Annotated in this window: 10 protein-coding genes, 1 pseudogene and 1 riboswitch; of the genes and pseudogenes, 6 read left to right on the top strand and 5 right to left on the bottom strand. The window is 72.6% G+C overall.

What is annotated here, in order from left to right:
- Both GA0115242_RS27965 and GA0115242_RS27960 read right to left on the bottom strand, forming a co-directional pair.
- Positions 1-1,401: an alpha,alpha-trehalose-phosphate synthase (UDP-forming) gene (locus GA0115242_RS27965; protein WP_093833280.1), complete on the bottom strand. Its 1,401-nt coding sequence runs from the start codon at positions 1,399-1,401 to the stop codon at positions 1-3.
- 96 nt (positions 1,402-1,497) lie between these two features.
- Positions 1,498-2,442 (bottom strand): glucosyl-3-phosphoglycerate synthase, encoded by a 945-nt coding sequence (locus tag GA0115242_RS27960; protein WP_093833278.1) that lies wholly within the window; start codon positions 2,440-2,442, stop codon positions 1,498-1,500.
- Positions 2,443-2,611: 169 nt separating this feature from the next.
- Positions 2,612-2,766: riboswitch (SAM riboswitch) on the top strand.
- Positions 2,767-2,784: 18 nt separating this feature from the next.
- On the opposite strand from GA0115242_RS27960, the gene thrC reads away from it, so the two are divergent.
- From thrC to groL, 4 genes are all read left to right on the top strand, one after another.
- Entirely contained in the window at positions 2,785-4,071 is a 1,287-nt protein-coding gene (gene thrC, locus GA0115242_RS27955) for a threonine synthase (RefSeq protein ID WP_161353318.1), read from the top strand.
- Positions 4,068-4,343: a MoaD/ThiS family protein gene (locus GA0115242_RS27950; protein ID WP_093833274.1), complete on the top strand. Its 276-nt coding sequence runs from the start codon at positions 4,068-4,070 to the stop codon at positions 4,341-4,343. The genes thrC and GA0115242_RS27950 overlap by 4 nt, the downstream gene beginning before the upstream one ends.
- 478 nt (positions 4,344-4,821) lie before the next feature.
- Entirely contained in the window at positions 4,822-5,025 is a 204-nt protein-coding gene (locus tag GA0115242_RS27945) for a cold-shock protein (RefSeq protein ID WP_004986573.1), read from the top strand.
- Between the two features lie 307 nt (positions 5,026-5,332).
- A complete protein-coding gene (gene groL / locus GA0115242_RS27940; protein WP_093833272.1) occupies positions 5,333-6,955 on the top strand; it encodes a chaperonin GroEL in 1,623 nt (540 codons plus the stop codon).
- A 90-nt stretch (positions 6,956-7,045) separates the two neighbouring features.
- On the opposite strand, the gene GA0115242_RS27935 is transcribed toward groL, so the two are convergent.
- Complete coding sequence (locus GA0115242_RS27935) at positions 7,046-7,570, bottom strand: NUDIX hydrolase (RefSeq protein WP_176729925.1); 525 nt, start codon at positions 7,568-7,570, stop codon at positions 7,046-7,048.
- Between the two features lie 271 nt (positions 7,571-7,841).
- Here GA0115242_RS27935 and GA0115242_RS27930 point away from each other — a divergent pair, with 271 nt between their 5' ends.
- Together GA0115242_RS27930 and GA0115242_RS27925 are read left to right on the top strand one after the other, a co-directional pair.
- Complete coding sequence (locus tag GA0115242_RS27930) at positions 7,842-8,969, top strand: NADH:flavin oxidoreductase (RefSeq protein WP_256089773.1); 1,128 nt, start codon at positions 7,842-7,844, stop codon at positions 8,967-8,969.
- Positions 8,970-9,254: 285 nt separating this feature from the next.
- On the top strand, positions 9,255-10,808 hold the full coding sequence (locus GA0115242_RS27925; RefSeq protein ID WP_093833266.1) for a carboxylesterase/lipase family protein: 1,554 nt from the start codon (positions 9,255-9,257) through the stop codon (positions 10,806-10,808).
- Between the two features lies 1 nt (position 10,809).
- Here the strand turns inward: GA0115242_RS27925 and GA0115242_RS27920 are convergent, their stop codons facing one another.
- Positions 10,810-11,394, bottom strand: a complete 585-nt coding sequence (locus GA0115242_RS27920) for a hypothetical protein (protein ID WP_093833262.1) — start codon at positions 11,392-11,394, stop codon at positions 10,810-10,812.
- Between the two features lie 571 nt (positions 11,395-11,965).
- Positions 11,966-13,053 (bottom strand): annotated as a pseudogene (locus GA0115242_RS27915) (PTS transporter subunit EIIC); the annotation flags it as partial.

The following is a 13,053-nucleotide window of genomic DNA, read 5'->3' as shown; positions in this document are numbered from 1 at the left end:
TCAGTCCCGCGGGCCCCGCAGCGCGTCCAGCTGGTCGAGGAACCAGCGCGACGGCGGCAGCGCGGTCGCCGCCGCCGACAGCCGCTTGGCCCGCTCGGCGCGCTCGCCCGCGGGCATCGACAGCGCCTCGTGCAGGGCGTCGGCGGTCGCCGACACGTCGTAGGGGTTGACCGCGATCGCGTCCTCGCCCAGCTCCTCGAACGCCCCCGCCTCCCGCGACAGCACCAGCGCGCACCCCTCGTCGGAGACCAGCGGCACCTCCTTCGCCACCAGGTTCATGCCGTCCCTGATCGGGTTCACGAGGGCCACGTCGGCGATCCGGTACGCGGCGAGCGAGCGCGCGAAGTCGTCCTTCACATGGAGCACGACCGGGGTCCAGGACGCCGTCCCGTACCGCTCGTTGATCTCCTCGGCCACGCGCTGGACCTCCGCCGTGTACTCCCGGTACACCGCCAGGTCCTGCCGCGACGGGTAGGCGAACGCCACGTGCACGACCCGCTCGCGCCACTCCGGCCGGTCGTCGAGGAGCTGCCGGTACGCCAGCAGGCCGCGCACGATGTTCTTCGACAGCTCGGTCCTGTCCACCCGCACCACGGTCCTGCGGCCCGCGCCGACCTCCTCGCGCAGCGCGACGATCCGCTCCTCCACGTCCGCCTCGTGCGAGCGGCGGCGCAGGAACTCCCCGTCCGCGCCCAGACCGTGCACCCCGGTCCTGGTGCTGCCGAGGCCGCCGACGCGGTCCTCGCAGCAGGCCCGGAAGGCGGCGGCCCAGCGCTCGGTGAGGAAGCCGAGGCGGTCCGCGCCGAGCATCCCGCGCAGCACCTGCGCGGCGATGTCGTCCGGCAGCATCCGGAAGTACTCGGGCGGCGCCCACGGCGTGTGCGAGAAGTGCCCGATGCGCAGATCGGGGCGGAGCGCGCGCAGCAGGCCGGGCACCAGGCTCAGGTGGTAGTCCTGCACCAGCACCGCCGCGCCCGGGGCCGCCTCCTCGGCGAGCGCCTCGGCGAAGGCCCGGTTGTAGCTCTCGTACGACGCCCACCGGCGCCGGAACTCCGCGTCGAAGACCGGCTCCACGGGCGTCTGGTACAGCATGTGGTGCACGAACCAGAGCACCGAGTTCGCGACGCCGTTGTACGCGTCGGCGTACACCTCGGCCGGGATGTCCAGCATCCGCACGCCGTCCTCGCCGACCCCGCGCCGCACCGCCTCGCGGTCGCCGTCGGAGAGGGCCGCGCAGACCCACAGCGCGCCCGCGTCGGGCCCGATGGCGGACAGCCCCGAGACGAGTCCGCCGCCACCGCGCCGGGCGGCCAGCGTCCCGTCGCTCTGCACGTCGTACGAGACCGGACCGCGGTTGGACGCGACCAGCACCTGGGCTGCGGCGTCGGGGGAGGGAGCCATACGCCTCAACCTAGCCACGCCCGTAAACGCTCAAACGTACGGACGCGGCCAGGTGAGGACGTATACGACCGGTGGCCCGGCGGCCGGGCCACCGGCTCAGGCGACCTTGCGGGCCGCGTACTCGGCGATCTCCGTCATCGGCGGCCGTTCCTCGGTGTCGACCGGGTAGGTCCGCGGCTCGAAGCCGTCGGCGCCGCGTTCGAACTGGGTCAGCGCGGGCCGGATCAGATGGCCGCGGGCCAGCCGCAGCTGCGCGGTCCGGTAGATCGCGGCGGCCATCCGGCCCAGCGCCTGGCCGTCCTGGTGACGGTGGACGCGCACCCCGACGTCGACCTGGGCGAGGGCGTCGAGGCCCGCCAGGTGCAGGGCGTCGACCAGCATGCCCAGCTCGACCCCGTACCCGACCGGGAACGGCAGCTGTTCGAGGAGCGAGCGCCGGGCCGCGTACTCGCCGCCGAGCGGCTGCACGAAACCGGCGAGCTGCGGCCAGTGCATGTTCAGCAGCGGGCGCGCCATCAGCTCGGTGACCCGGCCGCCCTGTCCGGCCGCGCCGCGCAGCGGACGGTCGTACATCGCCTTGACCAGATCGATCCCGGGGTCGGTGAGCAGCGGGCCCACGATCCCGAGGACGAAGTCGGACGAGAACTCCCTGAGGTCGGCGTCCACGAAGCACACGATGTCCCCGCCGGTGACCAGCAGGGAGCGCCACAGCACCTCGCCCTTGCCGGGCACGGCGGGCAGCCGGGGCAGGATCTCGTCGCGGTGCACGACCCGGGCGCCCGCCGCGGCGGCCACCTCGGAGGTGCGGTCGGTGGACCCGGAGTCGACGACGACGATCTCGTCGACGAGGGGCGCCTGCCGCATGAGGTCGTGCCGTATGACGGCGACGATGTCGCCGACGGTCTCCTCCTCGTTGAGCGCGGGCAGCACCACGCTGACCGTCTGTCCGGTGGCGCGCTTGGCGGCCAGGACGCGGTGCAGCGGGCGATCGGTCACGGACCAGGAGCGGGTGGTCAGCCAGCGCTCGACTTCGTTCAGCACAGTGCGCGGCTCCTTAACGTTCACTCGGCGAGCGGACCGTGTGATCCATCTCGCGGTTCGGACGACTATCTCAACTGTCCTGGCCTTCGGTTACAGTCTTGAACAACGCTGGTGACCATCGCATGTCGGGGTCCGCCGGCGCCCACAACCGCAGGACACAACCGCATACCGCTCATCCAGAGGGGCAGAGGGACACGGCCCGATGAAGCCCCGGCAACCCTCCAGCCGGTCTCGTGGATCACTGACGATCATCACGCGAGGCTCCCGGCTCGGGAAGGTGCCAAATCCGTCTCACGGCGAGATGCGTCGTGAGGAAGATGAGGAGAAAGGGCCTCGCCTCACATGGCTGTGCAGACTGCCGAAACCGCCACGAACCCCACCGTAGACCTCGGCCCCGCCGCGGCGCTCAGCTGCCGGGAGTGCGGCCACCGGGTGCCCCTCGGTCCGGTCTTCGCCTGCGAGGAGTGTTTCGGGCCGCTGGAGATCGCCTACGACTTCTCCGGGTACGACACCGAGGAGCTGCGCAAGCGGATCGAGTCGGGCCCCGCGAACATCTGGCGCTACGCGCCGCTGCTGCCCGTCCCCTCCGACGTGGCCGACAAGCCGAACATCAACCCGGGCTGGACCAAGCTCGTCAAGGCCGACAACCTGGCCCGCGAGCTGGGCGTCACCGGCGGTCTGTACGTGAAGGACGACTCCGGCAACCCGACCCACTCCTTCAAGGACCGGGTCGTCGCCCAGGCCCTGGAGGCCGCCCGCGCCTTCGGCTTCACCACCCTCTCCTGCTCCTCCACCGGCAACCTGGCCGGGGCGGTCGGCGCCGCCGCCGCGCGGGCCGGGTTCCGCTCCTGCGTGTTCATCCCGCACGACCTGGAGCAGGGCAAGGTCGTGATGGCCGCGGTCTACGGCGGCGAGCTGATCGGCATCGAGGGCAACTACGACGACGTGAACCGGTTCTGCTCCGAGCTGATCGGTGACCCGGCGGGCGAGGGCTGGGGCTTCGTCAACGTCAACCTGCGGCCCTACTACGCGGAGGGCTCCAAGACCCTCGCGTACGAGATCTGCGAGCAGCTCGGCTGGCGGCTGCCGGACCAGCTCGTCGTCCCGATCGCCTCGGGGTCCCAGCTCACCAAGATCGACAAGGGGCTCCGGGAGCTGATCGGTCTTGGGCTCGTCGAGGACCGGCCCTACCGGATCTTCGGCGCGCAGGCCGAGGGCTGCTCCCCGGTCTCGGTGGCCTACAAGGCGGGCCACGACGTGGTCAGGCCGCAGAAGCCGAACACCATCGCCAAGTCGCTCGCCATCGGCAACCCGGCCGACGGCCCCTACGTCCTGGACATCGCCCGCCGCACCGGCGGCGCCGTGGAGGACGTCACGGACGAGCAGGTCGTGGACGCGATCAAGCTGCTCGCCCGCACCGAGGGCATCTTCGCCGAGACGGCGGGCGGCGTGACCGTCGGCGTCACGAAGAAGCTGATCGACAGCGGTCTCCTCGACCCGTCACTCACCACCGTCGTCCTGAACACCGGGGACGGACTGAAGACCCTCGACGCGGTGGCCGGCACCGGCCTCACCGCCACCATCCGTCCGAACCTCGACTCCTTCCGAGAGGCTGGCCTCGCATCATGAGCGTCTCCGTCCGCATCCCGACCATCCTGCGCACCTACACCGGCGGCCGGTCCGAGGTCACGGCCGAGGGCGCGACCCTCGGCGAGGTCATCGCCGACCTGGAGAAGAACCACACGGGCATCTCCGCCCGGGTCCTGGACGACCAGGGCGCGTTGCGCCGGTTCGTGAACGTCTACGTGAACGACGACGACGTCCGCTTCGAGCAGGGTCTGCAGACGGCCACGCCGGACGGCGCGGGCATCTCGATCATCCCGGCGGTCGCGGGCGGCTGACCGGGCCCGGCCGGACGGCCCGGGTGACAGGCCGGTCGACCGGTTTTGTTACCCAGGGTAACTCCGGTGACCGAGAGTTCATCGAATTGCCTCCTCCGTGAGAGAAACGGAGGGGGCAATTCTGCATGGTTGAGCGCGGTACAGTTGGGGAAGCCGCGCGATCCCGCACTCCGCGCACCTGTGAGTTCCGGCTTCCCGCGCGACAAGAAGCAGCCAAAGTGTGCGGGTCTTTTGCGCGTTCTGCGCCCTTTTGTGTGGTCCGACTTGCCCTGAATTGAGTTGAATTCTCGCAACATTCCGGACCCCTTCCGTCCAGAATTCTCGTCCGATTGACCTGTTGCAGAGGGCAGTTGGACAGATACATTCGGCCGCGGTCGACGCGTTCCGGCGCACGCCCCCAGTGCCAATGGGGGGTGAGGTCTGACCCGGATCCGCGAAGTGTGGATCTGTGCAAGGGCCAGTAATAGGGGAGTTAGGCATGGCTCAGGGCACCGTCAAGTGGTTCAACGCGGAGAAGGGGTACGGCTTCATCGCGGTCGACGGTGGTGCGGATGTTTTCGTCCACTACAGCGCGATCCAGATGGACGGTTACCGCACCCTTGAAGAAGGCCAGCGGGTGGAATTCGAGATCTCGCAGGGTCAGAAAGGCCCGCAGGCCGACATGGTTCGCGTCACCGCCTGATCGCGCGACCAACCGAACCAGCCGCAAGCGACGTCTTCCGTCGAAGGGCCCGCACCTCCCGGGGTGCGGGCCCTTCGACGTGTCCGCGCCCGGTCCGCCGACCGATCCCCGGGAGGCGCTTGCACTCGCATGGGTCGAGTGCTAATCATTGGCGTTAGCACTCTGAAGGTGAGAGTGACAACGAGGACCGGGTCGGTGAGGCCCGCAGGCCGTGTGGGGCAAGGAACCACCAGGCCGGTGAGCCGTCCGTCGCGGGCGCGGGCGCGGTCCGAAGGAATCACCCCCAGTCCTGGAGGGACCACTTCACATGGCCAAGATCATCGCGTTCGACGAGGAGGCGCGGCGCGGCCTCGAGCGCGGCATGAACCAGCTCGCGGACGCCGTCAAGGTGACGCTCGGCCCCAAGGGCCGCAACGTCGTCCTCGAGAAGAAGTGGGGCGCCCCCACGATCACCAACGATGGTGTCTCCATCGCCAAGGAGATCGAGCTCGAGGACCCGTACGAGAAGATCGGCGCCGAGCTGGTCAAGGAAGTCGCCAAGAAGACGGACGACGTCGCCGGCGACGGTACGACCACCGCCACCGTTCTCGCCCAGGCCCTCGTCAAGGAAGGCCTGCGCAACGTAGCCGCCGGTGCCAACCCGATGGCCCTCAAGCGCGGTATCGAGAAGGCCGTCGAGGCCGTCTCCGGTGCCCTGCTCGAGCAGGCGAAGGATGTCGAGACCAAGGAGCAGATCGCTTCGACGGCCTCCATCTCCGCCGCCGACACCCAGATCGGCGAGCTGATCGCCGAGGCCATGGACAAGGTCGGCAAGGAAGGCGTCATCACCGTCGAGGAGTCCCAGACCTTCGGTCTGGAGCTCGAGCTCACCGAGGGCATGCGCTTCGACAAGGGCTACATCTCGGCGTACTTCGCCACCGACATGGAGCGGATGGAGGCGTCGCTCGACGACCCGTACATCCTCATCGCCAACTCCAAGATCGGCTCCGTCAAGGACCTGCTCCCGCTCCTGGAGAAGGTCATGCAGTCGGGCAAGCCGCTGCTGATCATCGCCGAGGACGTCGAGGGCGAGGCCCTGTCGACCCTGGTCGTCAACAAGATCCGCGGCACCTTCAAGTCCGTCGCCGTCAAGGCCCCGGGCTTCGGCGACCGCCGCAAGGCCATGCTCGGCGACATCGCCATCCTCACGGGCGGCGAGGTCATCTCCGAGGAGGTCGGCCTCAAGCTGGAGAACGCCGGTCTCGACCTGCTCGGCCGCGCCCGCAAGGTCGTCATCACCAAGGACGAGACGACGATCGTCGACGGCGCCGGTGACAGCGACCAGGTCCAGGGCCGCGTCAACCAGATCCGTGCCGAGATCGAGAACAGCGACTCGGACTACGACCGCGAGAAGCTCCAGGAGCGCCTGGCGAAGCTCGCCGGTGGCGTCGCCGTCATCAAGGCCGGTGCCGCGACCGAGGTCGAGCTGAAGGAGCGCAAGCACCGCATCGAGGACGCCGTGCGCAACGCCAAGGCGGCCGTCGAGGAGGGCATCGTCGCCGGTGGTGGCGTGGCCCTGCTGCAGGCCTCCTCGGTCTTCGAGAAGCTGGAGCTGACGGGTGACGAGGCGACCGGCGCCAACGCCGTGAAGCTCGCCCTGGAGGCCCCGCTCAAGCAGATCGCCGTCAACGGTGGCCTCGAGGGTGGCGTCATCGTCGAGAAGGTGCGCAACCTTCCCGTCGGCCACGGCCTGAACGCCGCGTCGGGCGAGTACGTCGACATGATCGCCGAGGGCATCATCGACCCGGCGAAGGTGACGCGCTCCGCGCTGCAGAACGCCGCGTCGATCGCCGCGCTGTTCCTCACCACCGAGGCCGTCATCGCCGACAAGCCGGAGAAGGCCGCCGCCGCGGCCCCGGGCGGCATGCCGGGCGGTGACATGGACTTCTGATCCTTCCGAGGATCGGACCGTCCCGTCGTACCGACCGAGGGCGGCACTCCCCGCGAGAGCGGAGGGTGCCGCCCCCGGGCGTTTCCGGGGTCAGCCGCCGACCCCGGCCGCCCGGTGCGGCAGCCCCTCCCGCAGACAGGCGACGCCCCCGCCCAGGGCGGCGGCGTACAGCGCCCGCAGGGTGCGCGCGTCCCCGGTGAGGGGGAGGCCGGACAGCTCGTCGGGGTCGACGAAGGCGTACCGGTCGTGCTCGCCGCTGAGCCGCACCGGGGCCTGTTCGCCGACGGTGCCGCCGTCGAAGAAGCAGTCCAGCACGGGCCCGGTGCCGTCGACGTCCGCGCGGTGGTCGATGCCGATCAGCAGCGGGTCGGGCCCCAGCGTCAGGCCGGTCTCCTCCCGCATCTCCCGCCGGGCCGCCGTCCACGGGTCCTCGCCCGGGTCGAGCATCCCGCCGGGCGGCCACCAGGTGCCGGACGCGGGCTGGCCGGGGCCGTAGCGCAGCAGCAGCATCCGGCCCCGCGGGTCCCGCAGCACGACGCACGACGCGAGCAGGGCCTGCGGCTGGGTCTTGATCCATTCTTCGCGGGGCAGCCATCGCTGCGAGGGCATCGTCATGGGCCGGACCCTTCCACACGGGCGCCGGACGGGTGGGCGCATCGGGCCGGTGGCACCCGAACCGGTGGCACGGGCGCGCGGTGGTCCGCGCGCCGCTGCCGGGGCGCCGGTCGCGCGGGCGCGCAGTGGCCCGGATCACACCGGGAGGCCGCCGGGGGCGGAATGGCCGGCGAGGCCGTGCCGTTGAGCTGAGGAGCGGTCGATGCATGTGCACATACCGCATGGTCCGCCGCCGGTCCGCCGCACGCCCCCCGTCACCAGGAGCCCCCACGTGAGCGTCCCCCAGACCGCCCCCTCCCGCGCCGCCGAGATCCTCGCCCGGCCCTTCGCCCTCAACGGGCTCACCGTCCCGAACCGGATCGTGATGGCGCCGATGACCCGGCAGTTCTCCCCGGGCGGCGTTCCGGGCGAGGACGTCGCCTCGTACTACTCCCGCCGCGCGGCCGCGGGCGTCGGTCTGATCGTCACCGAGGGCACCTACGTCGGGCACCCGTCCGCCGGGCAGAGCGACCGCATCCCGCGCTTCCACGGCGAGGAGCAGCTCGCCGGGTGGGCGAAGGTCGCCGCGGACGTGCACGCGGCGGGCGGCACGATCGTGCCGCAGCTGTGGCACATCGGCATGGTCCGCGAGCAGGGCCAGCCGCCCTTCGCCGACGCCCCCGCCGTCGGCCCCTCCGGGCTGCGCATCGGTGCCGACGAGCCCACCGGCAGGGCGATGACCCAGGACGACCTGGACGACGTCATCGACGCGTTCGCGCAGGCCGCCGCCGACGCCGAACGGATCGGCTTCGACGGCGTCGAGCTGCACGGCGCCCACGGCTACCTGCTCGACCAGTTCCTGTGGGCGGGCACCAACCGCCGCACCGACCCCTACGGCGGCGACCCGGTCGCCCGCACCCGGTTCGCCGCCGAGATCGTCGCCGCCGTGCGCGAGCGGGTCTCCGCCGGGTTCCCGATCCTCTTCCGCTACTCGCAGTGGAAGCAGGAGGCGTACACGGCGCGGCTCGCCGAGACCCCGCAGGAGCTGGAGGAGATCCTCACGCCGCTGGCCGCCGCCGGGGTCGACGCCTTCCACGCCTCCACCCGCCGCTACTGGGAGCCCGAGTTCGACGGCTCCGACCTCAACCTCGCGGGCTGGACCAAGAAGCTCACCGGCAGGCCCGCCGTCACCGTCGGCTCGGTCGGCCTCGACGGCGACTTCGTCCGGGCGTTCCAGGGCGAGGGCTCGGCGACCCGGGGCCTCGACGACCTGCTCGACGCGCTGGAGCGGGACGAGTACGACCTCGTCGCGGTCGGCCGCGCGCTGCTCCAGGACCCGGAGTGGGCGCGGAAGGTCCTCTCCGGCCGCACCGGCGAGCTGGCGGCGTACGACGCGTCGTCCCTGAAGACCCTCAGCTGATCTCCCGGACCATGCCCGGAAACGGCCGGGGCCTCGCATCTCGTGGTCCCGGCCGTTCCTCCCGACCGGTTCACCGGAACAATTCCCGGCCCGGATCACCGTCACTCGCGTCGATATCAGCACCACGCGCCCCAGGAGTGACCGCGGGGAATTCCACGCGCTTTTCTTACCGTCCGAGGCCGTGAATTCGCCAAGGTGGCCGAAGAGGACCGCCGTTCTTAGGAGTCGCCCCCGCGGATATCGTGGGCGGGTCCCTGACGACGCGTTCCACGGAGGCGATCGACCATGCCCGCGACCGACGCGACCGACCCGCACCCCACCCTCGGCGAACCGGTGGTGCGCACCGCCGCCGGAGCCGTGCGCGGACGGCGTGAACACGATCTCGCGGTATTCCGGGGAATTCCCTTCGCGGCCCCGCCCGTCGGCGCCGACCGGTTCGCCGCGCCCCGCCCGCCCGCGCCCTGGGACGGCACCCGCGACGCCGCCGCGTTCGGCCCGCCGCCCCCGCAGGACCTCGGCGTCATGGGCCGGACCGGCCGCCTCGATGCCCCCGAGGGCGACGACTGGCTCACCGTGAACGTGTGGACACCCGACCCCGACCCGGCGGCCCGCCGCCCGGTGATGGTGTGGATCTACGGCGGCGCCTACAAGCTCGGCCACTCCGGCAGCCCCGGCTACGACGCCCACCGCGTCGCCCTCGCCGGTGACCTCGTCGTCGTCAGCCTCAACTACCGCGTCGGCATGGAGGGGTTCGCCCAGATCGAGGGCGCTCCCGCCAACCGCGGCCTGCTGGACCAGGTCGCCGCCCTGGAGTGGGTGCGGGAGAACATCGCCGCGTTCGGCGGCGACCCCGGCCGGGTCACCGTCTTCGGCGAGTCGGCGGGCGGCGGCTGCGTCGCGGCGCTCCTGGCCATGGACCGGGCCCGCGGCCTCTTCCACCGGGCGATCGCGCAGAGCGTGCCGGGCACCTTCTTCTCGCCCGAGCTGGCCGGGGACCTCGCCGCCGCCCTCGCGGCCGAGGCCGGGCTGCGCCCCACCGCGACCGACCTCGCCGCCGTCGCACCCCGGGAGCTCGCCCTCGCCGTCGCCCCGCTGGCCGCCAGGATGACGGAGCACGCGGACCGCTGGGGCCGGGCCGCGCCGACCGTCACCGCCTACGCGCCGGTCGTCGACGGCGAGGTGCTGCCCACCACCCCCTGGCAGGCGCTGGCGTCCGGCGCGGGCCGGGACGTCGACCTGCTCGTCGGCCACAACCGCGACGAGTTCCGCCTCTTCATGGCCATGAGCGGCGTGCTCGGCACCGTCACCGAGGAGCAGGCGGCCGGGATGCTGCGGCTGTTCGCGCCGGGCGGCGCGGCGGGGGAACGCGCCTACCGCGCCGCCTACCCGGACGCCACCCCCGACGAGCTGTACGAGCGGGTGCAGACCGACTGGCTCTTCGCGCTGCCCACGCAGCGGCTGGCCGAGGCGCAGCTCGCGGGCGGCGGCCGGGCCCACGTCTACGAGCTGGCCTGGCCCGCGCCGGGCGGCGGCGGCATGTTCGGCGCCTGCCACGGCCTGGACATCCCGCTGCTGTTCGGCACCTACGACGCCGACCTGGGCGCCCTCCTGTTCGGCGGCGCCGGGGCCACCCCGCGGGCCGAGGCGCTCTCCGCGCGCTTCCGCGCCGCCTGGACGTCGTTCGCCCGCACCGGCGACCCCGGCTGGCCCGCCTACGACGAGAAGGACCGCCCGACCCTGGTCCTGGACGACGAACCGGCGGTCGTCGGCTACCCGCAGGAGCGCAGCGGCAGGCTCTGGGACGGGTACGACTTCCCGGCGCTGCCGCTGCTCGGCTGAGTCAGAGGCCGCCCAGGTTCCCCAGCGGCTCGATGTCGACATGGACCGGGGTGCCCCACACCCGCACCACCTCGTAGTCGGTGAACTCGTGCACCAGCCGGTACGCCATCGCCGGGCGGGAGCCGCGCCGCTGCGCCGCGAGGTACAGCTCCGCCTCGTGCCGGTCCCGGCGCGGGGTGCCGCACAGCTGCCACTCGCGGCCGTTCCACTGCTCGGGCAGCCAGCGCTGCTGGGCCTGCGGCCGGTCGGCGCGGACGCCGTACCGGGTCGGCGCGGAGGAGCCGGGGTCGGGCTGCGCGGGGCGCGGGCCGCCCTGGTACTCGGAGCGGCGGGCGGCCCGGCGCCGGGTCTCGCAGAGCAGGCAGCGGTCCGGGGCGCTCTCGTCCACCGGACCCTGGGGGTGCTCGGCGCACCGGGTGGTGGGGGCTCCCGTGCCGACGGTCTCGTCCAGCAGGTCGAGGGCCCGGCGCAGGTCGGCCTTGACCTCGTGCAGGCGCGCGTCGGGCGTGTCGGTGGTGAGCGCGTCGCCGTGTTCGCCGACGAGGCGAAGGGCGCGGCCCAGGGCCGTGAGCTGGGCGTGGTTCACAGCGGGCTCCGTTCTGACGGGCACGCCGGGGCGGCGCGGCGGGGCGGGGAGGGGAGGGGAGGGGCAGGGGAGGGGGAGAAGGGCGGAGGGGGAGGGCCGGGGAGGGGGAGAAGGTGACGGACGGGGCGGAGGGACGGGGTGGAGGACTGGGCGGGCGGATCCGATTGTCGCGCCGAGTGCGGGAACCGGCCAACTCCCGACCCCGGCCAGGGGGCGTCCGACCCTTCGGCCTTCGACCGTTGGCCTTCGACCGTTGGCCTTCGACCGTTGGCCTTCGACCGTTGGCCTTCGACCGTTGGCCTTCGACCGTTGGCCTTCGACCGTTGGCCTTCGACCGTTGGCCTCCGGCCTGTCGACGGGGGATCGCGTGGCGTCGGGGAGCGCAGGGATCGCTGGATCGTCGGTACCTCGGGGATCGCGGAGGCTCCTTGGGCTCGGCGGGCGCTCCCGTCGGCCCCTTGGGTCAGGCGGGCGCTTCTGACTCGGTGGGCCCGGTGGTCCCTTGCGCACCGGTGGCTTCCTCGGACCCGGTGGGCCCGTCCGCCCCCTCGGTCCCCGGTGCCTCGCCCCTGAACCCCGCGTAGGTCGCCAGGAAGCCGATCGCGTAGCCGGTCAGCAGGCCGCCCGCGTAGACCGCCGCCGTCGGCAGCGGGCCCCTGTTGCCCGCGAGGAGGGGGAACAGGGCCCACCCCGACGGGCCGATCGCCGTCGCGCCGACCCGGTCCCCGAGCATCGCGAAGAACCCGACGAACGCGCCGCCCGCCGCCCCGCCCGCGCACGCGGTCAGGAACGGCCGGCCGAGCGGCAGCGACACCCCGTAGATGAGCGGCTCGCCGACGCCCAGCAGCCCCGCGGGCAGCGCCGACCTGATCGTCCTGCGCACCGACGTGTCGTGCCGCAGCCTGACGTACACCGCCACCGCCGCGCCCACCTGACCCGCGCCCGCCATCGCCAGCAGCGGCAGCAGCACGGTGTAGCCCTGCTGCTCGATGAGCGTGGTGTGGAGGGGGATGAGGGCCTGGTGCAGCCCCAGCATCACCAGCGGCAGGAAGAGGCCGCCCAGGATCAGCCCGGCCAGCGGTCCGGTCGTCACCAGGAGCCAGTCGGCCGCGTGCCCGATCGCCGACGACACCGCGCCCGCCGCCCACATCAGCCCGTACAGCGTGCCGAGGCCCGCGACCAGGACGGTCAGGGTCGGGGTCAGCAGCACGTCCAGGGTGTCCGGCACCCGGCCCCGGCACCACCGTTCCACCGCGACCGCGAGCAGCGCCGCCGCCATCGCGCCGAGCACCCCGCCCTGCCCGGGGGCGAGCGTCACCCCGAACGCCGTCACCTTCGCGACCCCCGGGTGGACGACGACGGCCGCGACCGCCCCGCCGAGCACCGGCGTCCCGCCGAAGACCGCCGCCGTGTTGTAGCCGACGAAGACCGCGATCAGCGCCATGAACCCGGAGGCGACGGCGGTCAGCGCGGGCGTCAGCCCCGGCAGCCAACCGGCGTTCACCAGCAGCCCGTTGAGCCCGGCGAGCACCCCGCAGCCGATCAGCGCGGGGATGGAGCGGCACGAAGACGTCCGCGATCCGGCGCAGGGCCGCCTTGAGGGGGGTGCGTTGCGGCGGGCGCGGGCCGCCCGTGAGCCCGGCGCCGACGGCGGCCAGC

The sequence above is a fragment of the Streptomyces sp. SolWspMP-5a-2 genome, from assembly GCF_900091845.1.
GTDB lineage: Bacteria > Actinomycetota > Actinomycetes > Streptomycetales > Streptomycetaceae > Streptomyces > Streptomyces doudnae.
This window is presented reverse-complemented; position numbering and strand designations above follow the sequence as displayed.

Bases quoted from the DNA above. Each gene is read 5' to 3' on its own strand.
- GA0115242_RS27950 (WP_093833274.1), top strand. From the start codon at position 4,068: ATGAGCGTCTCCGTCCGCATCCCGACCATCCTGCGCACCTACACCGGC.
- groL (WP_093833272.1), top strand. From the start codon at position 5,333: ATGGCCAAGATCATCGCGTTCGACGAGGAGGCGCGGCGCGGCCTCGAG.
- thrC (WP_161353318.1), top strand. From the start codon at position 2,785: ATGGCTGTGCAGACTGCCGAAACCGCCACGAACCCCACCGTAGACCTC.
- GA0115242_RS27965 (WP_093833280.1), bottom strand. From the start codon at position 1,401: ATGGCTCCCTCCCCCGACGCCGCAGCCCAGGTGCTGGTCGCGTCCAAC.
- GA0115242_RS27945 (WP_004986573.1), top strand. From the start codon at position 4,822: ATGGCTCAGGGCACCGTCAAGTGGTTCAACGCGGAGAAGGGGTACGGC.
- GA0115242_RS27925 (WP_093833266.1), top strand. From the start codon at position 9,255: ATGCCCGCGACCGACGCGACCGACCCGCACCCCACCCTCGGCGAACCG.
- GA0115242_RS27935 (WP_176729925.1), bottom strand. From the start codon at position 7,570: ATGACGATGCCCTCGCAGCGATGGCTGCCCCGCGAAGAATGGATCAAG.